Here is a 22386-nt window from a genome sequence, read left to right as displayed (position 1 = left end):
GCTTCGTTCATCCAACTCGCCGGTGTCTTCCGGGGCTTGACGCCCTGTCCGACGTTTCAAACTCTAGCCGATCCCCGCTCCGAAAAGCGAATCCGACCGCAACCCAATAAAACGAGCACACCGAATACGCACCAGGCCGCGACGCGAAAAGCGAAACGACCGGCACGAACCGGAAGTGGTGATTCACAGGATTGGCCGCCTCGGGACCGTCCGCGCAGACGCGTGTCCGGTGCTCCCTGCCAGGCAGCTCGAAGAACTGTACGCGCTTCGACGGCCGGATGCAAACAGCATGCAAGAGGGCCGGCCGGACCCCGGGGAGAGGGGTCCGGCCGGTCGAGCCGTCGTGGGTTCAGCTGTTGGTGGGGAAGCCCAGGTTGATGCCGCCGTGCGACGGGTCCAGCCAGCGCTGGGTCACGGCCTTGCCCCGGGTGAAGAACTGCACGCCGTCCTGGCCGTACGCGTGGGCGTCGCCGAACAGCGAGGCCTTCCAGCCGCCGAAGGAGTAGTAGGCGACCGGGACCGGGATCGGCACGTTGATGCCGACCATGCCGACCTCCACCTCGAACTGGAAGCGCCGGGCCGCGCCGCCGTCGTTGGTGAAGAGGGCGGTGCCGTTGCCGTACGGGTTGGCGTTGATCAGTGCCAGGCCCTCCTCGTAGGAGGCGACGCGGACCACCGAGAGGACCGGGCCGAAGATTTCGTCGTTGTAGACGGACATGCCGGGCTTCACGTGGTCGAACAGCGTGGGGCCGAGCCAGAAGCCGTCGGCGGTCGGCGAGCCGTTCTCGTCCTCGGCGGTGACCGGGTGCTTGCGGCCGTCCACGGCGAGCTCGGCGCCGTCGGCGACACCGGACTCCACGTAGGAGGTGACCTTGTCGCGGTGCTGTCCGGTGACCAGCGGGCCCATCTCGGAGTCGCCGTTGCAGCCGGGGCCGACCTTCAGGGTGGCCACCCGCTCCTTGATCTTCTCGACCAGCTCGTCGCCGATCGGGTCGACCGCGACCAGCACGGACACCGCCATGCAGCGCTCGCCCGCCGCGCCGAAGCCGGCGTTGACGGCGGCGTCGGCGGCGAGGTCGAGGTCGGCGTCCGGCAGGACCAGCATGTGGTTCTTGGCGCCGCCCAGGGCCTGCACGCGCTTGCCGTAGCGGGTGCCGGTCTCGTAGACGTAGCGGGCGATCGGGGTGGAGCCGACGAAGCTGACGGACTTGACGTCCGGGTGCTCCAGCAGGCGGTCCACGGCCGCCTTGTCGCCGTGCACGACGTTGAAGACGCCGTCCGGCAGACCGGCCTCCTTCCACAGCTCGGCGAGGAAGTTGGCGGCGGACGGGTCCTTCTCCGAGGGCTTCAGCACCACGGTGTTGCCGGCCGCGATGGCGATCGGGAAGAACCACATCGGCACCATGGCCGGGAAGTTGAACGGCGAGACGATCGCGACCGGCCCGAGCGGCTGGCGGATCGAGTAGACGTCGACACCGGTCGAGGCCTGCTCGGTGAAGCCGCCCTTGATCAGCTGCGGGATGCCGCAGGCGTACTCCACGACCTCCAGGCCGCGGGCGATCTCGCCCAGGGCGTCGGAGTGCACCTTGCCGTGCTCCGCCACGATGATCGAGGCCAGATCGTCGCGGCGGGCGTTCAGCAGCTCCCGGAAGGCGAAGAGCACCGTCGTCCGCTTGGCGATCGAGGCGGTGCGCCACTCGGTGAAGGCCGAGGCGGCGGCGGCGACCGCCTGGTCGACCTCGGCGATCTCGGCGAAGTCGACCTGGCCGACGGTCTGGCCGGTGGCCGGGTCGAAGATGTCGCCGCGACGGGGGGCCGCACCGGCGGTGGCGACCGGCTTGCCGCCGATCCAGTGAATGATGTGCTTGCTCAAGGTCCGTCTGCCTCCGAAGTCCCGGGCGGCGTCCTGCCACCGGTCCGGTCTGGCGCCGCCTGCGGCTTGGGCCGGGCGACGGAAGATCACGGGGCTACCGCGCTCGCTTCCAGTCTGGTGGCCACTGCCGCCCGGCTCAACGAACAGGCTGACGGGCATCGACGATTCAGCCTTACAGGTCGTCCGGTCGCTCCCCCGAACGCGTGAACCCCCGAGGGGCGGGGCTCAGGAATCCTCGGCCTCCAGGTACGGGTCGTGCAGCCCGTCCGCCGCTTCCTTGGTCTCCAGCAGGTCCAGCCGCAGGTCCTGCGCCCATGCCAGCGCCCACCGCTTCAGCTCGTCCACCTCGCCGGCCGGGACGCCCCGGGCACGGAACCGCCCGTCCGCCGCCTCGGCGAGCGTCTCCAGCCGCTCGGCCAGCGCCGTGGGCTGGAAGTCCGGGTCCAACTCCCCCGCGAGTGCGAGCAGTTCCCCCTCCCGGTAGCAGCGGGTGAGGGCGCGCACGTCGATCAGGTCACGGGGCATGCCCCGGTCCACGAGCAGCGCGGTGGTCAGCGCGGCCGCGTCCTCCAGGGCGACGACCGGCAGCACCACCGGCGGCTCGCCCGGCCCGCCCGGTGCCTCCAGCCCGTCCGGCCCGCCCTGCCCGCCATACCCGTCCGGCTCGGGCGCACCGAAGTCGAGCCGGACCGGGCGATGCCCCAGCGGCTCCTTGCGCAGTTCCACCGAGTGCGACCGCCCGCCCAGCGCCAGCCGGACGGTGAGCTGCTCCAGCCGCGGGGTGCCCGGCCGCTCGACGACCCCGCCGCCCGCCGCCCGGTAGGCCTCACCCAGTGCGGCGGCCACCTCGGGCAGGTCGGCGCCGCCGGTCACCAGGGTGAGCCCGTCCTGCGGGCAGGCCCCGATGCCGTGGGCGCGCAGCGCGTGCCCGCCGGCCAGGGCGAGTCCGTACCGGTCGCAGACGGGTGCGGCGAGCGCCGCCAGGCGCAGCTGGGCCGGGCCGGGGCGGAGGGACGCGTCGACGGCGTGCGGGACGGTGGTCACGCCTCCAGTCTGACGCGACCGCCCGCTCCGTGCGCCCCCTCCGCCCCTCTCCCCCCGTGTCCGGGGAAGGGCTCACCAGTCGCTGAGCCCCGCGGCCGCCTCGTGCAGGGCGAGCTCCAGCAGCACCAGGTCGTTGAGGCGCCCCGAGCCGTCGGGCGGGACCAGCCAGCGCACGGCCCGGCTGCCCCGTTCGGGGTGCGGGAGGACGATCCAGGTGCCCTTCCCCGCACTGCGCACGCCGGTCCCGGTCCAGCGGGCGGCGGTGCCGACCGGCACCAGGAAGCTGACGTACTCACCCCCGGAGTCGGTGAGGACGGGTCCCCAGGTGCGCGGGTCCAGGACCCCCAGGGCCGGGCGCCCGAGCCGTCCGGGGACGGCCAGGACGTCCCAGCGGCGGCCGGCCGGCAGCGGCATCAGGCCCAGCCCGGTGCGCTCCCACTGCTCCCGGAAGGCGTCCGGGTCCGGTGCCGCCTGCGCGAGCCAGTGCAGTCCGGTGCTCTCCATGTCGTGTCCCCGCTTCTCGCCGTTCGTACTGTTCGGACACGGCGGGAAGACCGAGACCCGCCGTCACCAGGGAGAGGCGGACGGCGGGTCCCTCTTACACGGGTCGCTCTTACTCGGGTCACTCGTACTCGGGTCGCTCCTGCTCGGGTCGCTCGCGGATGTCGCGCGCGGCGGCCGCGAGGTCAGCTGTCGAAGCCCAGCCCCATCCGGTCCAGGGTCCGCAGCCAGAGGTTGCGGTGCCCGCCGTTGCGGTCGGCCCGCTCCAGCGACCGGGTGGTGAGTTCGATCCCGGCCCAGCGCACCGGCTCGGGCGGGAACGGCAGCGGCTTGCCGCGCACCATGTCCAGCGAGGTGCGCTCGGTGCGCTCGCCGGCGAGCAGGTCGAGCATCACCTCGGCGCCGAAGCGGGTCGCGCCGACGCCGAGCCCGGTGTAACCGACGGCGTACGCGACCTTGCCCCGGTAGCCGGTGTCGAAGAACGCCGAGAACCGGCTGCAGGTGTCGATCGCGCCGCCCCAGGCGTTGGTGAAGCGCAGCCCCTCCAGCTGCGGGAAGCAGCGGAAGAAGTGGTTGGCCAGGGTGCGGAAGGTCTCCGGCCGCTGGTCGTACTCGTGCCGGACGTGGCCGCCGAAGTGGTAGACCGCGTCGTAGCCGCCCCAGAGGATGCGGTTGTCGGCGGAGAGCCGGAAGTAGTGGAACTTGTTGGCACTGTCGCCGAGGCCCTGCCGCCCGCGCCAGCCGATCGAGGCGAGTTGCCCCTCGCTGAGCGGCTCGGTCATCAGCGCGTAGTCGTACACCGGGACGATGTACGGGCGGACCCGCTTGAGCAGGGACGGGAACACGTTGGTGCCGAGCGCGACCCTGCGGGCGAGCACCCGGCCGTACGGGGTACGGGCGGCCATGCCGCTGCCGTGCTCCCGCAGACCGGTGGCCCGGGTGTGCTCGAAGATCCGCACGCCCTGGCTCAGGCAGGCGTCCTTGAGGCCCCAGGCGAGCTTGGCGGGGTGGACCATCGCCACGCCCTCCTTGTCCCAGAGGCCGCCGAGGAAGGTCGGCGAGTCCACCTCGGCGCGCAGCTGGTCGGCGTCCAGGACGGTGATGTCGAAGCCGTAGCGCTGGACCGCCTCGGCGATCTCGTGGAGCTCCTCGACCTGGTGGGGCTGGGTGGCGACGTCGATCTCGCCGGTGCGCTCCCACTCGGCGTCGATGCCGTAGCGCTTGAGGGTGGCCTCGATGCCGTCGAGGTTGGCCGCGCCGAGGCGTTCCAGCTGGGCCAGTTCGGACGGCCAGCGGTCCAGGCCGTTGCCGAAGCCGTGGGTGAGGCTGGCCGCGCAGAATCCGCCGTTGCGCCCGGACGCGGCCCACCCGACCTCGTTGCCCTCGACCAGCACGACGTCCAGCGAGGGGTCGCGCTCCTTGGCGATGAGGGCGGTCCACAGGCCGGAGTAACCGCCGCCGACGACCAGCAGGTCGCAGGTGGTGTCGCCGACCAGGGCGGGCAGTGCCGCCGGCCGGCCGGGATCCTCCAGCCAGAAGGGGGTGGGCCTGGCGTCACTGAGCGCGCGGGCGGAGTCCATGCATTATCAGCCACTTTCCACGGATAGGTGATGTCTTGCCTTCCACCGCTGTCGACCGTACGTCAGGCGGTGGCCTTGCGACGGTTGCCCAGCCATTGCCCGGCGACGGTCAGCACGACGGCGGCGAGGAACATCGCGGTGCCGATGACGTTCACCTGCACCGGGATGCCGCGCTGCGAGGCGCCCCAGACGAACATCGGGAAGGTGACCGTGGTCGGGCCCGAGTTGAACTGGGTGATGATGAAGTCGTCGAAGGAGAGCGCGAAGCTGAGTAGCGCGCCCGCCGCGATGCCGGGCGCCGCCAGCGGCAGGGTGACCCTCAGGAAGGTCTGGAAGGGGGTCGCGTAGAGGTCCTGGGCGGCCTGTTCGAGCCTCGGGTCCATGCTCATCACGCGCGCCTTGACCGCCGTCACCACGAAGCTGAGGCAGAACATGATGTGCGCGATGAGGATGGTGGTGAAGCCGAACGGGATGCGCATGTTGAGGAAGAGCGTCCCGAGCGAGGCGGCCATGACCACCTCGGGCATCGCCATCGGCAGGAAGATCATCGCACTGGTGGCGGAGCGGCCGCGGAAGCGGTAGCGGGCCAGCGCGAAGGCGACCATGGTGCCGAGCACGGTGGCGCCGATGGTGGCGAGCACCGCGATCCGGAGGCTGAGCGAGAGCGACTGGCACATGCCGGCCACCCCGCAGGGATTGGTCCAGGCGTCGGTGGAGAACTCGTTCCACTCGTAGTTGAACTTGCCCGCCGGCTTGTTGAACGAGAAGGCGAGCACGACCAGGTTGGGCAGCACCAGGTAGGCGAGGGCCAGCAGGCCGGCCAGCACCACCAGGTGGGCGCGGATCCACTTGAACATCCGGGACATCAGACCAGATCCTCCGTCCCGGCCTTGCGCATGTAGACCGTCACCATGCCCAGGATCAGGGCCATCAGGATGAAGCTCAGCGCGGCCGCCGTGGGGTAGTCGAGCACGTTCAGGAACTGCTTCTGGATGCCGTTGCCGACCATCTGCTCGCTCGGCGAACCCAGCAGCTGGGCGTTGATGTAGTCGCCGGAGGCCGGGATGAAGGTCAGCAGGGTGCCCGCGACCACGCCCGGCAGCGAGATCGGGAAGGTGACCTTGCGGAAGGTGGTGAACGGCCGGGCGTAGAGGTCGCCGGCCGCCTCGTGCAGGCGCGGGTCGATCCGCTCCAGCGAGGTGTACAGCGGCAGGATCATGAACGGCAGGAAGTTGTAGGTCAGGCCGCAGACCACGGCGAGCGGCGTGGCCAGCACCCGGTCGCCGTCGGTGAGGCCGAGCAGGTTGGTGACGTCCAGGACGTGCAGCGCGTTCAGCGCGCCGACCACCGGGCCGCCGTCGGACAGGATGGTCTTCCAGGCCAGCGTGCGGATCAGGAAGCTGGTGAAGAACGGCGCGATGACCAGGATCAGGAGGACGTTGCGCCAGCGCTTGCTCGCCTTGAAGGCGATCGTGTAGGCGAGCGGGTAGCCGATGGCCAGGCAGAGCACGGTGGCGACGGCCGCGTAGGAGAACGAGCGCAGGAAGTGCCACTTGTACTCGACCAGGGCGTCCCAGTAGGTCGAGAAGTGCCAGGTGACCTTGAAGCCCTCTTCGAGCGAGCCGGTCTGCAGCGAGGTCGAGCCCTGGTAGAGCATCGGGACGGCGAAGAAGACCACCAGCCAGGCGATGCCGGGCAGCAGCAGCCAGTACGGGGTGAGCTTGCGCCTGGGTTTCGGGGCCGGTTCCCCCGACGGGCTGCTGTCAGGGGGTACGGCCTGGGGCGGCGCGGCCGGGGTGGTGGCGGTCATGCGGCCTCCTCCGTGGTGCCCGCGTCGATCGCCTGCGCGGCGTCGAGGGCGAAGGAGTGTGCCGGGTTCCAGTGCAGCAGGACGTCGGCGCCGGGGACGATCCGGGCGTCGCGCTCCATGTTCTGCTCGAAGACGGTGACCTCCTGGCCCCCGTCGGTGCGCACCACGTACTGGGTGGAGACGCCGATGAAGCTGGAGTCGAGCACGGTGCCGGCCAGCTTGTTGCGGCCGTCGGCGACCTGCTCGGAGGCGTGGGTGATGGTGATCTTCTCCGGGCGCACGCCCAGGTGGACGCGCTTGGCGTCGGTGGCGCAGCGGGCCCTGGGCACCGCGAGCCGGGATCCGGCCGCGCTGAGCAGCAGGTCGCCGCCGTCGGTGCCGGTGACCTCGGCGGGCAGCAGGTTGGACTGGCCGAGGAAGTTGGCCACGAAGGTGGTGGCGGGGTTCTCGTACAGGTCGGCGGGCGCGCCCAGCTGCTCGACCCGGCCGCCGTTCATCACCGCGATGGTGTCGGCCATGGTCATGGCCTCCTCCTGGTCGTGGGTGACGTGCACGAAGGTGATGCCGACCTCGGTCTGGATCCGCTTGAGCTCCAGCTGCATCTGGCGGCGGAGCTTGAGGTCGAGCGCGCCGAGCGGCTCGTCCAGGAGCAGCACCTGCGGGTGGTTGATCAGCGCGCGGGCGACCGCGACGCGCTGTTGCTGGCCGCCGGAGAGCTGGTGCGGCTTGCGCCGGGCGTACTGGCCGAGTTCGACCAGTTCCAGCATCTCGTCGACCTGCTTCCTGACGTCCTTCCTGCCGCGCCGGCGCAGGCCGAAGGCGACGTTCTCGAAGATGTCCAGGTGCGGGAAGAGCGCGTAGCTCTGGAAGACGGTGTTCACCGGCCGCTTGTACGGGGGCAGGGCGGTGACGTCCTGGCCGCCGATCAGGACGGTGCCGGAGGTGGGCTCCTCCAGGCCGGCGATCATGCGCAGGGTGGTGGTCTTGCCGCAGCCGGAGGCGCCGAGCAGGGCGAAGAAGGAGCCCTGCGGGACGGTCAGGTCGAGCGGGTGGACGGCGGTGAAGGAGCCGTAGGTCTTGCCGATGCCGGTGAGCCGGACGTCGCCGCCCGCGGCCGCGTCGCGCTGCTGGTCTGTCATGGGGTGGTGTCTTCCTGGGATTGGCTGCCGGGAGGTGGGGTCAGGCGCCGATGAGCTTGGAGAACTTCTGCTCGAAGTCGCTCTCCTCGCTCTCGGAGAGCGTGCGGAACACGTGCGCCTTGACCGCCATCTCGGGGGTGGGTACGACCAGCGGGTTGGCCGCGGTGTCCGGGGCGATGCTCGCGAGCTCGTCCTGCATCCCGGTGACGGCGGAGACGAAGCCGATGCCCGCGACCAGCTGCGCCGCGATCTTCGGCTGATAGTAGAAGTCGATCAGCTTCTCCGCGTTCGCCTTGTGCCGCGCCTTGGCCGGGACCAGCATGTTGTCGGTTGAGGCGATGTAGCCCTTCTCCGGGATGACGAACTCGATGTCCGGGTTGTCGGCGCGCAGTTGGATCAGGTCGCCGCCCCAGGCGACGCAGGCCGCGATGTCGCCGGCCGAGAGCTCCTGGCCGTAGTCGTTGCCGGTGAAGCGGCGGATCTGCTTGTTGTCGACGGCCTTCTGGAGCCGGGCCACCGCGCCGTCGTAGTCGTCCGCGGTGAACCTCTCGGTGCCCTTGCCCTGGTCCAGCAGGACCATCCCGATGCTGTCGCGCATCTCGGAGAGGAAGGTCACCCGGCCCTTGAGATCGGGGTCGTCCAGCAGTTGGGAGACGCTGGTGACCTCCTTGCCCTTCGTCGCCTTCCGGTTGTAGGCGATGACGGTCTGGATGCCCGCCCACGGGTAGGAGTACAGCCGGCCCGGGTCCCAGTCGGGGGCGCGGAAGCGCGCCTCGATGTTGGTGATCGCGGTGGTGACGTTCGCCGGGTCGAGCCTCTGCGCCCAGCCGAACCGGATCAGCCGGGCGGCCATCCAGTCGGTGAGCACCACCAGGTCGCGGCCGGTGTCCTGGCCGGAGGCGAGCTGCGGCTTGACCTTGCCGAAGAACTCGACGTTGTCGTTGACGTCCTCGTTGTACTTCACCTTGATGCCGGTGGCCGCGGTGAAGGCGTCCAGGGTGCCGTGCTTCTCCTTGTCCTTCTCGTCCGTGTCCACGTACAGCGGCCAGTTGGAGAAGTCGACCTCCTTCTGCGTCTCCGAGAGGTCCGGGGCGGCGTTCGCGGTCGAGTCGCCGGTCGCCCGGGGGGCCGCCGGGATGCCGCAGGCCGCCAGGGCGCCCGCTCCGGCGGTCAGGGCGGCGGCGCGCAGCAGGGTGCGGCGGCCGAGCGCGGCCCGGCCACTGGTCAGGCTGCGTTCCCAGGCCCTGCGGACCGGTTCGGGCAGACCGTCGGTGAGCTCGTTGAACGCCATGGAACGGGCCTCCTGGGGGAGATGGGGTGTGGGGGCACCCGGGTGGGCCGAGGGGGTTATCTGTCTCCGAAGACGGTGCGGTGCCAGTCCTTGCGGGCCACCGCGGTGGTGTCGAACATGACGTGCTTGACCTGGGTGTACTCGTCCAGCGAGTACTGGGACATGTCCTTGCCGTAGCCGGACGCCTTGTAGCCGCCGTGCGGCATCTCGCTGATGATCGGGATGTGGTCGTTGACCCAGACGCAGCCGGCCGCGATCTCCCGGGTGGCGCGCAGCGAGCGGTGCACGTTGCTCGTCCAGGCGGAGGCGGCCAGCCCGTACGGGGTGTCGTTGGCCAGCCGCAGCCCCTCGTCGTCGCCGTCGAAGGGCAGCACGACCAGCACCGGCCCGAAGATCTCGCCCTGCACGACCTCGCTGTCCTGGGCCGCGCCGGTGATCAGGGTGGCCGGGTAGTACGCGCCCCGGGTGAGGTCGGTGCCGTCGTGGCCCTTCTCCGGGACCAGGCCGCCGGTGACCACGGTGGCGTACGAGCGGGCGCGCTCCACGAAGCCGGCCACCCGGTCCCGGTGGGCGTGGGAGACCAGCGGACCGAGGTCGGTCCGCGGGTTCAGCGGGTCGCCGATCCGGATCGCCGCGTACAGCTCGGCCACCCCGGCCACGAAGGCGTCGTACAGCGGCCGCTGGACGTAGGCACGGGTGGCGGCGGTGCAGTCCTGGCCTCCGTTGATCAGCGAGGCGGCGACCACGCCGTGCACGGCGGCGTCCAGGTCGGCGTCGTCGAAGACCACGAACGGGGCCTTGCCGCCGAGTTCCAGGTGGGTGCGCTTGACGCTCGCGGTGGCGATCTCGGCGACCCGCCTGCCGACGCCGGTGGAGCCGGTGAAGGAGACCATCGCGACGTCCGGGTGCCCGACCAGGTGCTCGCCCGCGGTGCGCCCGGCGCCGGTGACCACGTTGACCACGCCGTCCGGGATGCCCGCGGCGGTGCAGGCCCGGGCGAACATCAGCGAGGTCAGCGGGGTCAGCTCGGCCGGCTTGAGGACGATGGTGTTGCCCGCGGCGATCGCCGGGAGGATCTTCCAGGCGGCCATCTGCAGCGGGTAGTTCCACGGCGAGATCGAGCCGACCACGCCCACCGCCTCGCGCCGCACGTACGAGGTGTGGTCGCCGGAGTACTCACCGGCCGCCTTGCCCTCCAGGTTGCGGGCGGCGCCGGCGAAGAAGGCGGCGTTGTCGATGGTGCCGGGGACGTCGAACTCGGTGGCCAGCTTGACCGGCTTGCCGGTCTGCGAGGTCTCCACCCTGGCCAGGTCGTCGGCCGCCCCGGCCAGCACGGCGGCCAGCCGGGTGAGCGCCTCGGAACGCGCGCCGGGGGTGGCCGAGGACCAGCCGGGCAGCGCGGCCTTCGCGGCGGCGACGGCGGCGTCCACGTCCTCGGGGCCGGCCAGGGCGACCTGCTCGACCACGCTGCCGTCGGCGGGGTTGACGACCTGGAAGGGTTCGCCGCTCCCCCGGGCCTGGCGGCCCGCGATGTACTGCGCGCCCGGGGCGAAGTCGGTCAGGTCCATCTGGTTCCTCCAAGTGCCGTGGTTCGACCGCTGCGGGGTCAGGCGTCCGCGCCGGGGGTCTGCGGTCCCGCTGACCTTGCCCGGTGCGGGGTTGGGGTGACAAGGGTCACTCCGACAGTCTCGGCACGAAGGGCCTTACAGGGTGCAAGGGTGCGGGCAGGGCGACAGGTCGTCATCACGATGGATGATTTACCTGACACCCTGATCACCCTGATCGCCCGGAGGCCCGCGATGCTCCCCACCGTCGCCCGAATCCTCGACCTGGACGTGATGCGGCGCGGCCTGCCCCAGGTGGTGGCCGGCGCCGACCACCTGGAGCGGCCGGTCCGCTGGGTGCACGTCAGCGAGCTGCCCGACGTCGCCGGGATGCTCCGCGGCGGCGAGCTGGTGTTGACCACCGGCATCGCGCTGCCCGAGGACCGCGAGGGCCTGGCCCGCTACGTCCGCGAGCTGGACGAGGTCGGGGTGGCCGGCCTGGTCGTCGAGTTCGGGCGGCGCTACTTCGACTCGCTCCCCCGCGCCCTGGTCAACGCCGCCGAGCAGCGCGGGCTGCCGCTCATCACGCTCCGCCGCGAGCTGCGCTTCGTCGCCGTCACCGAGGCCGTGCACGCGCTGGTGGTCAACGCCCAGCTGGAGCAGCTGCGCGCCTCCGAGTCCGTCCACCAGGTCTTCAACGAGCTGGTGGTGGAGGGCGCCGAGGCGCCCGAGGTGATCCGCCAGGTGGCCCGGATGGCGGGCTCGCCGGTCGTCCTGGAGAACCTGGCCCACCAGGTGCTCGCCCACGACACCGCCGGGCGCCCGGAGGCCGAGGTGCTGGAGGACTGGGAGCGCCGCTCCCGCGGGGTCCGGCCGGCCGGGCGCACCGGCCACGACCCGCGCAGCGGCTGGCTGGTCACCACCGTCGGCGCCCGCGGCCAGGACTGGGGCCGGCTCGTGCTGGTGCAGGAGCCCGGCCCGCTGCCCGAGGGCGAGGCCCACCCCCACAGCATGCTGCTGGAGCGCGGCGCCTCCGCGCTGGCGCTCAACCGGCTGGTGGTGCGCGACCGGGAGAGCCTGGAGCGGCAGACCCACCGCACCCTGCTCTCCGGCATCCTCACCCACTCGCTGACCGTCTCCGAGGCGGCACTGCGCGCCCAGGCCCTCGGCATCCCGCTGGAGGGCCGCCGGCTGGTCGGCGTGGTGCTGCGCCAGCGGCGCGGGCCGATCCCGGCCGCGCTGGAGGCGCAGGCCCGGCTGCGCGACTTCACCGAGCTGGCGGCCGGCGCGGTCCGGGCCTGCCGGCTGACCGCCCTGGTCGGCGCGCTGGACGACGAGGCCGTCGGCCTGCTGGTCGCGCTCGGCACCCAGCAGGACGAGCACGCCTCGCTGGACGCCCTCTCCGCCGCGCTGCGCCGGATGTCCGCCGAGTCCGGCCGGGAGGGCACCGACCCGGCGGGCCCGGTGGTCGCGGTCGGCTCCTCGGTCGGCTCGGTGCGCGACGCCCGGCGCACCCTGCTGGAGGCCACCCAGGTCGCCGACGCCGCCCTGCACGACGCCCCCGGCGGCCGCAGCTCCTCCTACTACCGCCTGCCGGACGTCCGGCTGCGCGGCCTGCTCCACCTGCTGCGCGACGACGCCCGGCTGCAGACGTACGTGGAACGGGAGTTGGGGCCGCTGCTGGCCCACGACGCGGAGCACAACGGCCAGTTGGTGCAGATGCTGCGGATCTACCTGGAGCAGGGCCGCAACAAGTCGGCCGCGGCGGACGCCGCGCACCTGTCCCGGCCGTCCTTCTACGACCGGCTGCACAAGGTCGAGCGCATCCTCGGCGTCGACCTCGACCAGGTGGAGTCCTGCCTCTCCCTGCACGTGGCGCTGCTCGCCCTGGACGCGGTGCGGCGCTGAGCCCGTGCCTCACACCCCGGTGATGCGGCCCCAGACCTTGTGCAGCTCGGGCCGCTCGGCCGAGGTGACGTCGCGCATCGTGTGCAGCCGCTCGCGCATCTCGTCGGTCGGGAACACCAGCGGGTTCTCGGCGAGTTCGGCCTTGTCCTTGTCCCCGCTGGCCGCCAGCACCTCGCGGGCGGCCGGCACCGGGCAGATGTACTGGACGAACGCGGCGAGTTCGGCGGCCACCTCGGGCCGGTAGTAGTAGTCGATCAGCAGCTCGGCGTTGCGCTTGTGGGCGGCCCGGTTGGGGATCATCAGGCTCTCCGCCCACAGCTCGCCGCCCTCCTCGGGCACCACGAACTCGATGTCCGGGTTCTCGGCGGTGAGTTGGACGGCGTCGCCGGAGTAGGCCTGGCAGGCGAGCGCCGCGCCGGAGGCGAGGTCGCTGGTGTAGTCGTTGCCGGTGAAGCGCCGGACGTGGCCGCTGTCCACCGACTTCTGGACCAGGTCCATCGCCCTGCGCGCGTCGTCGTCGCCGAAGTTCGCGATGTCCGCGCCCTGGGAGAGCATCAGCAGCCCGAGCGCCTCGTCCAGCCCGGCGAACAGCGTGACCCTGCCCTTGAGGTCGGGCGCCCACAGGTCGGCGGTGGACTTGATCTCCCGGCCGAGCGCCTTGCGGTTGTAGGCGATGCCGGTGATCCCGGACTGCCACGGCACGCTGCGCCTGCGCCCCGGGTCGAAGGCCGGGTCGGCGAGCTGCGGGTCCAGGTTGGCGGTGACGTTGGGCAGGTTGGCCCGGTCCATGGCCTGCACCCAGCCCAGCGAGACGTACCGGCCGGCCATCCAGTCGCTGATCACCATCAGGTCCCGGCCGGGGGCGGCGCCCTGGGTGAGCACCGGGCTGATCTTGCCGAAGAACTCGTCGTTGTCGTTGATGTCCTCGGTGTAGGCGACCGCGATGCCGCTCTCCGCGCCGAACGCGTCCAGGGTCGGCCGCCCGCCCGCGTCGTCGGTGTCGATGTACTGCGTCCAGTTGGAGAAGGCGAGCCGCTTGTCGCTCTCCGAGCGGTCCGGCGCCGAGCGGCGGTCCTCGTCCACGTACGCGGACGGGATGCCGCAGCCGGTCAGCGTGCCGGCGCCGAGCAGCGCGACCCCGCCGAGCACGGAGCGGCGGCGGAACGACGGGGGGCCGACGGGGCGGCGGGTCAGGGTGGAGCTGCTGGGCATGAGCGGCCTTCCGGAGCGTGGGACGGCCCCGGGCACACGGGTGCACGGGGCCGTCCTGGTAGGTACGTCAGACAGTGTGCGCGTCGGTGAGCGACAGCACCTCGTCCAGCACCGCGAGGCCGGTCTTGGCCTCCTCCTCGGTGACGGTGCACGGCGGGACGACGTGGAAGCGGTTCATGTTGACGAACGGCCAGAGCCCGCGCTGCTTGCAGGCGGCGGCCAGCTCGGCCATCGGCGCGTTGTCGGCGCCGGCCGCGTTGTAGGGCACCAGCGGCTCGCGGGTCTCCCGGTCCTTCACCAGGTCGAGCGCCCAGAACACGCCGAGGCCGCGGACCTCGCCGATCGACGGGTGCCGCTCGGCCAGCTCGCGCAGGCCGGGGCCGAGCACGGTCTCGCCGATGTGCCTGGCGTTCTCGACGATGCCCTCCTCCGCCATGGTGGTGATGGTCGCCACCGCGGAGGCGCAGGCCAGCGGGTGGCCGGAGTAGGTGAGCCCGCCGGGGAAGGCCCGTTCGGCGAAGGTGGCCGCGATCTCGGCGCTGATCGCCACGCCGCCCAGCGGCACGTAGCCCGAGTTGACGCCCTTGGCGAAGGTGAGCAGGTCCGGGGTGACGCCCCAGTGGTCGGCGGCGAACCACTCGCCGGTGCGGCCGAAGCCGGCCATCACCTCGTCCAGGATGAACACGATCCCGTAGCGGTCGCAGATCTCCCGCACCCCGGCCAGGTAGCCGGCCGGCGGGACCAGGACGCCCGCGGTGCCGACCACCGTCTCCAGGATGACCGCCGCGACGGTGCCGGGCCCCTCGAACGCGATCACCTGCTCCAGGTGCTCCAGCGCGCGCTCGCACTCCTGCGCCTCGTTCTCGGCGTGGAAGTTGGTGCGGTACGGGTACGGCCCCCAGAAGTGCACCACGCCGGAGACGCCGGTCTCGTTGGCCCAGCGCCGCGGGTCGCCGGTGAGGGCGATCGCGTTGGCGGTGGCGCCGTGGTACGAGCGGTAGGCGGACAGCACCTTCTGGCGGCCGGTGTGCAGCCGGGCCAGCCGGATGGCGTTCTCGTTGGCCTCGGCGCCGCCGTTGGTGAAGAAGATCTTGTCCAGGTCGCCGGGGGTGCGCTCGGCGATCAGCCGGGCGGCCTCGCTGCGCGACTCGACCGCGAAGCCGGGCGCGATGGTGCAGAGCTTCGCCGCCTGCTCCTGGATCGCGGCGACCACCTTCGGGTGCTGGTGCCCGATGTTGGTGTTGACCAGCTGCGACGAGAAGTCGAGGTAGCGGTTGCCGTCGTAGTCCCAGAAGTACGAACCCTCGGCGCCGGCCACCGCGAGGGGGTCGATCAGCGCCTGGGCGGACCACGAGTGGAAGACGTGCGCGCGGTCGGCGGCCTTGACGGCCTGGCCGGCGGCTGAGTCAGCGGTGGGGATGCTCATGCCGGTAAGGCTAGGGCGGGCCGTCCCCGATGGGCAGTTCCATCGTGTCAGCCGGTCGCGCCAACGGTCGACAGGATGCAAAGACTGTGGGCCCGGGTCGAGAAGACCCGGGCCCACGATCGTTTCAGGCGATCATCAGATCGCGGTCATGACGTGCTTCACGCGGGTGTAGTCCTCGAAGCCGTACGCCGAGAGGTCCTTGCCGTAGCCGGACTTCTTGAAGCCGCCGTGCGGCATCTCGGCGACCAGCGGGATGTGGGTGTTGATCCACACGCAGCCGAAGTCCAGGCGGCGCGACATCCGCATGGCGCGGGCGTGGTCCTTGGTCCACACCGAGGAGGCCAGCGCGAACTCGACGCCGTTGGCGTACTCGACGGCCTGGTCCTCGTCGGAGAACTTCTGCACGGTAATGACCGGGCCGAAGACCTCGTTCTGGATGATCTCGTCGTCCTGGTTCAGGCCGGAGACGACGGTCGGGGCGTAGAAGTAGCCCTGGTCGCCGACCCGGTGGCCACCGGCCTCGACCTTGGCGTGGGCGGGCAGCCGCTCGATGAAGCCGGAGACCTGCTTCAGCTGGTTGGCGTTGTTCAGCGGGCCGTAGAGCACGTCCTCGTCGTCCACGCCGCCGGTCTTGGTCTCGGCCGCGGCCTTGGCCAGCGCCTCGACGAAGGCGTCGTGGATCGACTCGTGCACCAGCACGCGGGTGGCGGCGGTACAGTCCTGGCCCGCGTTGAAGTAGCCCGCCACCGAGATGCCCTCGACGGCCTCGGCGATGTCGGCGTCCTCGAAGACCACGACCGGAGCCTTGCCGCCCAGCTCCAGGTGGACGCGCTTGACGTCCTTGGAGGCCGACTCGGCGACCGAGATGCCGGCGCGCACCGAACCGGTGATGGAGGCCATCGCCGGGGTCTTGTGCTCGACCATCAGCTTGCCGGTCTCGCGGTCGCCGCAGATGACGTTGAAGACGCCGGCCGGCAGCTCCATGTCCTTGAGGATGCCGCCGATGATCTCGGCCAGCAGCACGGTGGAGGCCGGGGTGGTGTCGGAGGGCTTCAGCACGACGGCGTTGCCCGCGGCGATGGCCGGGGCGAACTTCCAGACGGCCATCATCATCGGGTAGTTCCACGGCGCGACCTGGGCGCAGACACCGACCGGCTCGCGGCGGATGATCGAGGTCATCCCGTCCATGTACTCACCGGCGGCCTTGCCCTCCAGCAGGCGGGCGGCACCGGCGAAGAAGCGGATCTGGTCCACCATCGGGCCGATCTCCTCGGAGAGGGTCAGCGCGCGGGGCTTGCCGGTGTTGCGGACCTCGGTGTCGACGATCTCGTCGGCGCGGGCCTCGACGGCATCGGCGATCTTGAGCAGCAGCTTCTGCCGGGTGCTCGGGGTGGAGTCGCGCCAGATCGGGAACGCGGCGGCGGCGGAGGTCATCGCGGCGTCCACGTCAGCGGCACCGGACAGCGGCGACGTCGCGTAGACCTCGCCGGTGGTCGGGTCGACGATGTCGAGCGTGCGGCCGTCAGCCGCGTCGACGAACTCACCGTTGATGTAGTTGCGCAGCGTGCGAAGGTCGCTCACGGATCTCTCCTCGGTCTGGGCCTGCGGCGTTGCAGATTCCGGCGCCATGGTACGTCGGACCAACCGGCGTACGAAGGGTCCCGAGTGGCCGGGCCCGGGACGGCGCGGTCCACTGGTGGCGGTACGCGCGCCGCCCCTCGGGGTTCGCGCGCGTACCGTGCCAGGGTAACCAACCGACTGTCGGTATCGACAGGTCGAGTGCGCTTGGGCAATGAAATCCGCATGTGATTTCCAAGATCACGACGAAATCAGCATTTTCCAAGCTTGCGAACGCAGAGGCGATCAGGCACAGTGGCCGCGTGGCCAACCGCGACCGGAACGCCAGCGTTCCCCTCGACGCCGCCTCCAAGGCGATCATCGAGCAGCTCCAGGAGGACGGGCGCCGCCCGTACGCCGCCATCGGCAAGGCCGTCGGCCTGTCCGAGGCGGCCGTGCGGCAGCGCGTCCAGAAGCTGCTCGACCAGGGCGTGATGCAGATCGTCGCCGTCACGGACCCGCTCACCGTCGGCTTCACCCGCCAGGCGATGGTCGGAATCCGGGTCGAGGGCGACATCGAGCCCGTCGCCGACGCGTTGGCCGCCCTCGACGAGGTCGACTACGTCGTCTGCACCGCAGGCTCGTTCGACCTCCTGGCCGAACTGGTCTGCGAGGACGACGAGCACCTGCTCGAACTGATCAACAAGCGCATCCGCGCCCTTCCCGGCGTGCGGAGCACCGAGAGCTTCGTTTACCTGAAGCTCCGGAAACAGACCTACACCTGGGGCACCCGATGACAGCCGACCCGGCGCAGAAGGACCTTTCCAAGACCGCCTACGACCACCTGTGGATGCACTTCACCCGCATGTCGTCGTACGAGAACTCCCCCGTGCCGACGATCGTCAAGGGCGAGGGCACCTACGTCTGGGACGACAAGGGACGCAAGTACCTCGACGGCCTCGCCGGCCTGTTCGTCGTCCAGGCCGGCCACGGCCGTGAGGAGCTCGCCGAGGCCGCCGCCAAGCAGGCCAAGGAGCTCGCCTTCTTCCCGGTGTGGAGCTACGCCCACCCGAAGGCCGTCGAGCTGGCCGAGCGCCTGGCCAACTACGCCCCGGGCGACCTGAACAAGGTCTTCTTCTCCACCGGTGGCGGCGAGGCCGTCGAGACCGCCTGGAAGCTCGCCAAGCAGTACTTCAAGCTGACCGGCAAGCCGACCAAGTACAAGGTCATCTCGCGCGCCGTCGCCTACCACGGCACCCCCCAGGGCGCCCTGTCGATCACCGGCCTGCCGGGCCTGAAGGCCCCGTTCGAGCCGCTGGTGCCGGGCACCCACAAGGCGCCGAACACCAACATCTACCGCGCCCCGGCCTTCCTCGAGGGCCCCGACGGCACGGTCGACCCCGAGGCCTACGGCCGCTGGTGCGCCGACGAGATCGAGGTGGCCATCCTCAACGAGGGCGCCGAGACCGTCGCCGCCGTCTTCGTCGAGCCGGTGCAGAACGCCGGTGGCTGCTTCCCGCCGCCGCCCGGGTACTTCCAGCGCCTGCGCGAGATCTGCGACCGCCACGACGTGCTGCTGGTCTCGGACGAGGTCATCTGCGCCTTCGGCCGCCTGGGCACCATGTTCGGCGCCGACAAGTTCGGCTACCAGCCCGACATGATCACCTGCGCCAAGGGCATGACCTCGGGCTACTCCCCGATCGGCGCCACGATCATCTCGGACCGCCTGGCCGAGCCGTTCTACAAGGGTGACAACACCTTCCTGCACGGCTACACCTTCGGTGGCCACCCGGTCTCCTCCGCGGTGGCGCTGGCCAACCTCGACATCTTCGAGCGCGAGGGCCTGAACCAGCACGTGCTCGACAACGAGTCGGCGTTCCTGGGCACCCTGGACAAGCTGCGCGACCTGCCGATCGTCGGCGACGTCCGCGGCAACGGGTACTTCTACGGCATCGAGCTCGTGAAGGACAAGGCCACCAAGGAGTCGTTCAACGACGAAGAGGTCGAGCGCGTCCTCTACGGCTTCCTGTCGAAGGCCCTCTTCGACAACGGCCTGTACTGCCGCGCCGACGACCGTGGCGACCCGGTCATCCAGCTGGCCCCGCCGCTGATCTCCGACCAGTCGACCTTCGACGAGATCGAGCAGATCCTGCGGACCAGCCTGACCGACGCGTGGGCGAAGATCTGATCCCCTGAGCCTTCTTCCCCACCCTCCGCCGAAGGGCGGCCCCGCTCCCCGCGGGGCCGCCCTTCGGCGTCTCCCGGTCCGCTCAACATCACAGTCGTACGACCAAACATGCCTGAATGCGGGTGATTTGCCCGTGATGGACCAGTGCGCCGCAACCGCGACCAGCCCCGGTCGTTCTAATCTGACGACTGTCATATCCCTGCGGCCACCCAGGATGGATCCTCATGTCAGCGGCACCGCCTGACAACGACGTGCTGTGGGCCCGAGGGATCGTCAAGTCCCATGACGGCACCCCCGCCCTGCGCGGCATCTCGATCGGCGTCCGCGACGGCGAGGTGCTCGCCGTCACCGGCCCGCGCGGCTCCGGCAAGAGCACCCTGCTCGGCTGCCTCTCCGCGCAACTCCCGGTCGACGAGGGCGAGGTCTGGTTCAACAGCTCCCCCGTGCACACCCTCGCCCGGGCCGGCCGCGAACGGCTGCGCCGCGACCGCTTCGGCTTCGTCGGATCCGAGCCGCACCTGGTGCCCGAACTGACCGCCCGGGAGAACGTCGCCCTGCCGCTGCTGCTCGCCGGAGCCGGCAACAAGGCCGCCTACACCGCCGCCGACGAATGGCTGGAGCGCCTCGACGTCGGCGACTGCGCCCGGCTGCGCCCCGAGCGGCTGGTCCAGAGCCGGCGCCAGCGGGTCGCCGTCGCCCGCGCCCTGGCCCCGCTGCCGCCCGTGGTCTTCGCCGACGACCCCACCGCGCCGCTGCACCGCGAGGCCGCCGACCAGGTCATGCGGATACTGACCAGCGCGGCCCGATCGCACCAGCTCACCCTCGTCCTGGCCACCCACGACCCCGAGCTCGTCCGGTTCGCGGACCGCGCCGTCGCCCTCGTCGACGGGCGGCTCACCGCCCCCGTCGCCCCCGTCCCGCGCGGCCCGGCCGCCCCCGGGACCGCCGGAGCGCCGGCCGTCACGGCCACCCACCGCTGACGACGCCGAGCCGCTGAAAGAGTCGACGTGTTCTATCTCCGTCTGGCCCGGGGCTACCGGGTGTCCGACCTCGGCCGCTGGCTGCTCACCACGCTGGCCGCCGCCGTGGTCGCCGCCTTCCTGCTGCGCTCCCTCGGCCGGGCGATGAGCGACCCGACCGGTGGCGGCGACCCGCTGGTCCGGCTGCTCTGGTGCCTGCCCCCGCTCGCCGCCGTCGCCTGGTTCGCGGCCGTCGCCGCCCGCGCGGTGCCCGCCCGGCGGCCCGAGCGGATCGCCGGCCTCACCGCCGCCGGGGCCGGTTCGCTCCGGATCCGGACCCTGGTCGCCGGGGAGGTCGCGCTCGCCTGCACCCTCGGCAGTGTGCTCGCCCTGCTGCTCTTCCTGGTACTGCGCAACGACGTCGCCGGGCCCACGCTCGCCGCCGACCTCGGCATGGGCGTACCGCTGCCGGCCGCCGCGCCGATCGCCCTGCTCGCCCTGGTCCCGCTCACCGCCGGCACCGCCGCCGCCTGCGCGATGCCCGTCACCGACACCCTGCCCGGCGCCCGGGTCCCCGCCCCGACCGGCTTCGGCGTCTGGCGGATCGCCCTGGCCACCGGGCTCGGCGTGATCGGCGCCGCGCTCGAACTCATCGCGCTGCGCCCCGGCGCCGAGGCGGACGGCCGCCCCATCCGCCTGCCCGCCGGACTCGGCACCACCAGCACCGCCGCCCTCGGCGGCTGGGCCGCCGGCGCGCTCGGCCTCGCCCTGCTCACCGGCCCGCTGCTGGCCTGGGCCGGACGGCTGCTCGCCGTCGGCCGGCCCACCCCGCTGCGGCTGCTGGCCGGACGCGGGCTCACCGCCCAGGCCCGTCGGCTCGGCGCGCCACTGGCCGTGCTCACCCTCGCCGTCGCCATGGTGCTCACCACCATCCGCTACTGGATCGGCACGCCCGACAGCGCCGACGCGCTGCCCGCGGTCGAGGCCTGCCTGGTGCTCGGCTGCGCCGTCGCGGCGCTGCTCGCCCGGCTCGCCGAGGTCCGCACCGACCGCCGGGAGGTCACCGAAGCGCTGCTGCGCCTCGGCACCTCGCCCCGGCTGCTGTTCGGCGCGGTCGCGCTGCGCACCCTCGCCGTGGGCAGCACACTGCTGCTGACCGGTGGGGCGACCGCCGCGCTGGCGGCGGCCGGCCTCCGGTAGCGGCTCCGTACGGGCGGGCTCAGCCCGCCGCGGCGAGCTGGCCGCAGGCGCCGTCGATCTCCTGGCCACGGGTGTCGCGGACGGTCGTCGGCACGCCGTGCGACTGGAGCCGGCGGACGAACTCCCGCTCGTCCTCCGGCCGGGAGGCCGTCCACTTGGAACCCGGCGTCGGGTTCAGCGGGATCAGGTTGACGTGCACCCGGCGGTTCTTGATCAGCCGGCCGAGCAGGTCGGCCCGCCAGGCCTGGTCGTTGATGTCCTTGATCAGCGCGTACTCGATGGAGACCCGGCGGCCGGACTTCTCCGCGTAGTTCCAGGCCGCGTCCAGCACCTCGGCGACCTTCCACCGGGTGTTCACCGGCACCAGCTCGTCGCGCAGCTCGTCGTCCGGGGCGTGCAGCGACAGCGCCAGGCGGCAGCTGAGGCCCTCGTCGGCGAACCGGTGCATCGCCGGGACGAGGCCGACGGTGGAGACCGTGATGCCGCGCTGCGACAGGCCGAAGCCGTCCGGCGCCGGGTCGGTCAGCCGGCGGATCGCGGCCAGCACCCGGTTGTAGTTGGCCAGCGGCTCGCCCATGCCCATGAAGACCACGTTGGACAGCCGCGTCTCACCACCGGGGACCTCACCGGTCCTGAGCGCGCGCATCCCCGCGGCGATCTGCTCGACGATCTCGGCGGTGGAGAGGTTGCGGGTCAGCCCGGCCTGACCGGTGGCGCAGAACGGGCAGTTCATGCCGCAGCCGGCCTGCGAGCTGATGCACATGGTGACCCGGTCCGGGTAGCGCATCAGCACGGACTCCACGAGGGTGCCGTCGAAGAGCTTCCAGAGCGTCTTGCGGGTGGCGTCGTCGTCGCAGGAGACGTGCCGGACCACCGACATCAGCTCGGGCAGCAGGCCCTCGGTGAGCTTCTCCCGGCTGGCGGCGGGGATGTCCGTCCAGCTCGCCGGGTCGTTCGACATCCGGCCGAAGTAGTGGTTGGAGAGCTGCTTGGCGCGGAACGGCTGCTCGCCCAGCTCGGCGACGGCCTCCTTGCGCTCGGCGGGGCTCAGGTCGGCGAGGTGTCGCGGGGGCTTGGCGCCGCGCGGCGCGACAAACGTGAGTTCTCCGGGCTTAGGCATGGTTCCTCAAGTGTCGCAGACGCCGGAAGTCCGC

At 71.6% G+C, this 22386-nt stretch carries 18 protein-coding genes; 5 read left to right on the top strand and 13 right to left on the bottom strand.

Annotated features, from left to right (window positions below; genetic code table 11):
* Positions 1 to 349 precede the first annotated feature (349 nt).
* The 9 genes from ACFRAR_RS09635 to ACFRAR_RS09595 all read right to left on the bottom strand — a co-directional run bounded on the left by ACFRAR_RS09635 (position 350) and on the right by ACFRAR_RS09595 (position 10806).
* Positions 350 to 1873: a CoA-acylating methylmalonate-semialdehyde dehydrogenase gene (locus ACFRAR_RS09635; protein ID WP_380696628.1), complete on the bottom strand. Its 1524-nt coding sequence runs from the start codon at positions 1871 to 1873 to the stop codon at positions 350 to 352.
* A gap of 225 nt (positions 1874 to 2098) precedes the next feature.
* Positions 2099 to 2917, bottom strand: coding sequence for a hypothetical protein (locus ACFRAR_RS09630; RefSeq protein ID WP_380696626.1), 819 nt, complete (start codon positions 2915 to 2917; stop codon positions 2099 to 2101).
* A gap of 72 nt (positions 2918 to 2989) precedes the next feature.
* The gene (locus tag ACFRAR_RS09625) at positions 2990 to 3421 is read right to left on the bottom strand and encodes a hypothetical protein (RefSeq protein ID WP_380696624.1); all 432 of its coding nucleotides are present in this window, start codon (positions 3419 to 3421) and stop codon (positions 2990 to 2992) included.
* 182 nt (positions 3422 to 3603) lie between these two features.
* A complete protein-coding gene (locus tag ACFRAR_RS09620; protein WP_380696622.1) occupies positions 3604 to 4998 on the bottom strand; it encodes an NAD(P)/FAD-dependent oxidoreductase in 1395 nt (464 codons plus the stop codon).
* 62 nt (positions 4999 to 5060) lie between these two features.
* Complete coding sequence (locus ACFRAR_RS09615) at positions 5061 to 5864, bottom strand: ABC transporter permease (RefSeq protein WP_380696620.1); 804 nt, start codon at positions 5862 to 5864, stop codon at positions 5061 to 5063.
* Positions 5864 to 6808: an ABC transporter permease gene (locus ACFRAR_RS09610; RefSeq protein ID WP_380696618.1), complete on the bottom strand. Its 945-nt coding sequence runs from the start codon at positions 6806 to 6808 to the stop codon at positions 5864 to 5866. The genes ACFRAR_RS09615 and ACFRAR_RS09610 overlap by 1 nt, the downstream gene beginning before the upstream one ends.
* Positions 6805 to 7947, bottom strand: coding sequence for an ABC transporter ATP-binding protein (locus ACFRAR_RS09605; protein ID WP_380696616.1), 1143 nt, complete (start codon positions 7945 to 7947; stop codon positions 6805 to 6807). The genes ACFRAR_RS09610 and ACFRAR_RS09605 overlap by 4 nt, the downstream gene beginning before the upstream one ends.
* A gap of 40 nt (positions 7948 to 7987) precedes the next feature.
* Positions 7988 to 9238 carry a spermidine/putrescine ABC transporter substrate-binding protein gene (locus ACFRAR_RS09600; RefSeq protein WP_380696614.1) on the bottom strand — a complete coding sequence of 417 codons (1251 nt, stop codon included), beginning with the start codon at positions 9236 to 9238 and terminating at the stop codon, positions 7988 to 7990.
* A gap of 56 nt (positions 9239 to 9294) precedes the next feature.
* Positions 9295 to 10806 (bottom strand): gamma-aminobutyraldehyde dehydrogenase, encoded by a 1512-nt coding sequence (locus ACFRAR_RS09595; protein WP_380696612.1) that lies wholly within the window; start codon positions 10804 to 10806, stop codon positions 9295 to 9297.
* Positions 10807 to 10986: 180 nt separating this feature from the next.
* Between ACFRAR_RS09595 and ACFRAR_RS09590 the strand changes: the two genes are divergently transcribed.
* Positions 10987 to 12690: a PucR family transcriptional regulator gene (locus ACFRAR_RS09590; protein ID WP_380696611.1), complete on the top strand. Its 1704-nt coding sequence runs from the start codon at positions 10987 to 10989 to the stop codon at positions 12688 to 12690.
* A gap of 9 nt (positions 12691 to 12699) precedes the next feature.
* Here the strand turns inward: ACFRAR_RS09590 and ACFRAR_RS09585 are convergent, their stop codons facing one another.
* The 3 genes from ACFRAR_RS09585 to ACFRAR_RS09575 all read right to left on the bottom strand — a co-directional run bounded on the left by ACFRAR_RS09585 (position 12700) and on the right by ACFRAR_RS09575 (position 16957).
* Positions 12700 to 13902 (bottom strand): spermidine/putrescine ABC transporter substrate-binding protein, encoded by a 1203-nt coding sequence (locus ACFRAR_RS09585; protein ID WP_380696609.1) that lies wholly within the window; start codon positions 13900 to 13902, stop codon positions 12700 to 12702.
* A gap of 67 nt (positions 13903 to 13969) precedes the next feature.
* Positions 13970 to 15328, bottom strand: coding sequence for an aspartate aminotransferase family protein (locus ACFRAR_RS09580; RefSeq protein ID WP_380696607.1), 1359 nt, complete (start codon positions 15326 to 15328; stop codon positions 13970 to 13972).
* A gap of 135 nt (positions 15329 to 15463) precedes the next feature.
* A complete protein-coding gene (locus tag ACFRAR_RS09575; RefSeq protein WP_380696605.1) occupies positions 15464 to 16957 on the bottom strand; it encodes a gamma-aminobutyraldehyde dehydrogenase in 1494 nt (497 codons plus the stop codon).
* Between the two features lie 251 nt (positions 16958 to 17208).
* Here ACFRAR_RS09575 and ACFRAR_RS09570 point away from each other — a divergent pair, with 251 nt between their 5' ends.
* The 4 genes from ACFRAR_RS09570 to ACFRAR_RS09555 all read left to right on the top strand — a co-directional run bounded on the left by ACFRAR_RS09570 (position 17209) and on the right by ACFRAR_RS09555 (position 21232).
* Positions 17209 to 17682 (top strand): Lrp/AsnC family transcriptional regulator, encoded by a 474-nt coding sequence (locus ACFRAR_RS09570; RefSeq protein WP_030243538.1) that lies wholly within the window; start codon positions 17209 to 17211, stop codon positions 17680 to 17682.
* Entirely contained in the window at positions 17679 to 19073 is a 1395-nt protein-coding gene (locus ACFRAR_RS09565; RefSeq protein ID WP_380696603.1) for an aspartate aminotransferase family protein, read from the top strand. Before ACFRAR_RS09570 ends, ACFRAR_RS09565 begins: the two co-directional genes overlap by 4 nt.
* A 224-nt stretch (positions 19074 to 19297) precedes the next feature.
* Positions 19298 to 20053: an ABC transporter ATP-binding protein gene (locus ACFRAR_RS09560; protein WP_380696601.1), complete on the top strand. Its 756-nt coding sequence runs from the start codon at positions 19298 to 19300 to the stop codon at positions 20051 to 20053.
* A 27-nt stretch (positions 20054 to 20080) separates the two neighbouring features.
* Entirely contained in the window at positions 20081 to 21232 is a 1152-nt protein-coding gene (locus ACFRAR_RS09555) for a hypothetical protein (RefSeq protein ID WP_380696599.1), read from the top strand.
* Positions 21233 to 21251: 19 nt separating this feature from the next.
* Here the strand turns inward: ACFRAR_RS09555 and rlmN are convergent, their stop codons facing one another.
* Positions 21252 to 22352, bottom strand: a complete 1101-nt coding sequence (gene rlmN / locus ACFRAR_RS09550; RefSeq protein ID WP_380696597.1) for a 23S rRNA (adenine(2503)-C(2))-methyltransferase RlmN — start codon at positions 22350 to 22352, stop codon at positions 21252 to 21254.
* Positions 22353 to 22386: the final 34 nt, after the last annotated feature.

It is taken from the genome of Kitasatospora sp. NPDC056651 (assembly GCF_042792155.1).
GTDB lineage: Bacteria > Actinomycetota > Actinomycetes > Streptomycetales > Streptomycetaceae > Kitasatospora.
The sequence above is the reverse complement of the archived record's forward strand: the minus strand, read 5'-3'. Positions and strand labels throughout refer to the sequence as shown.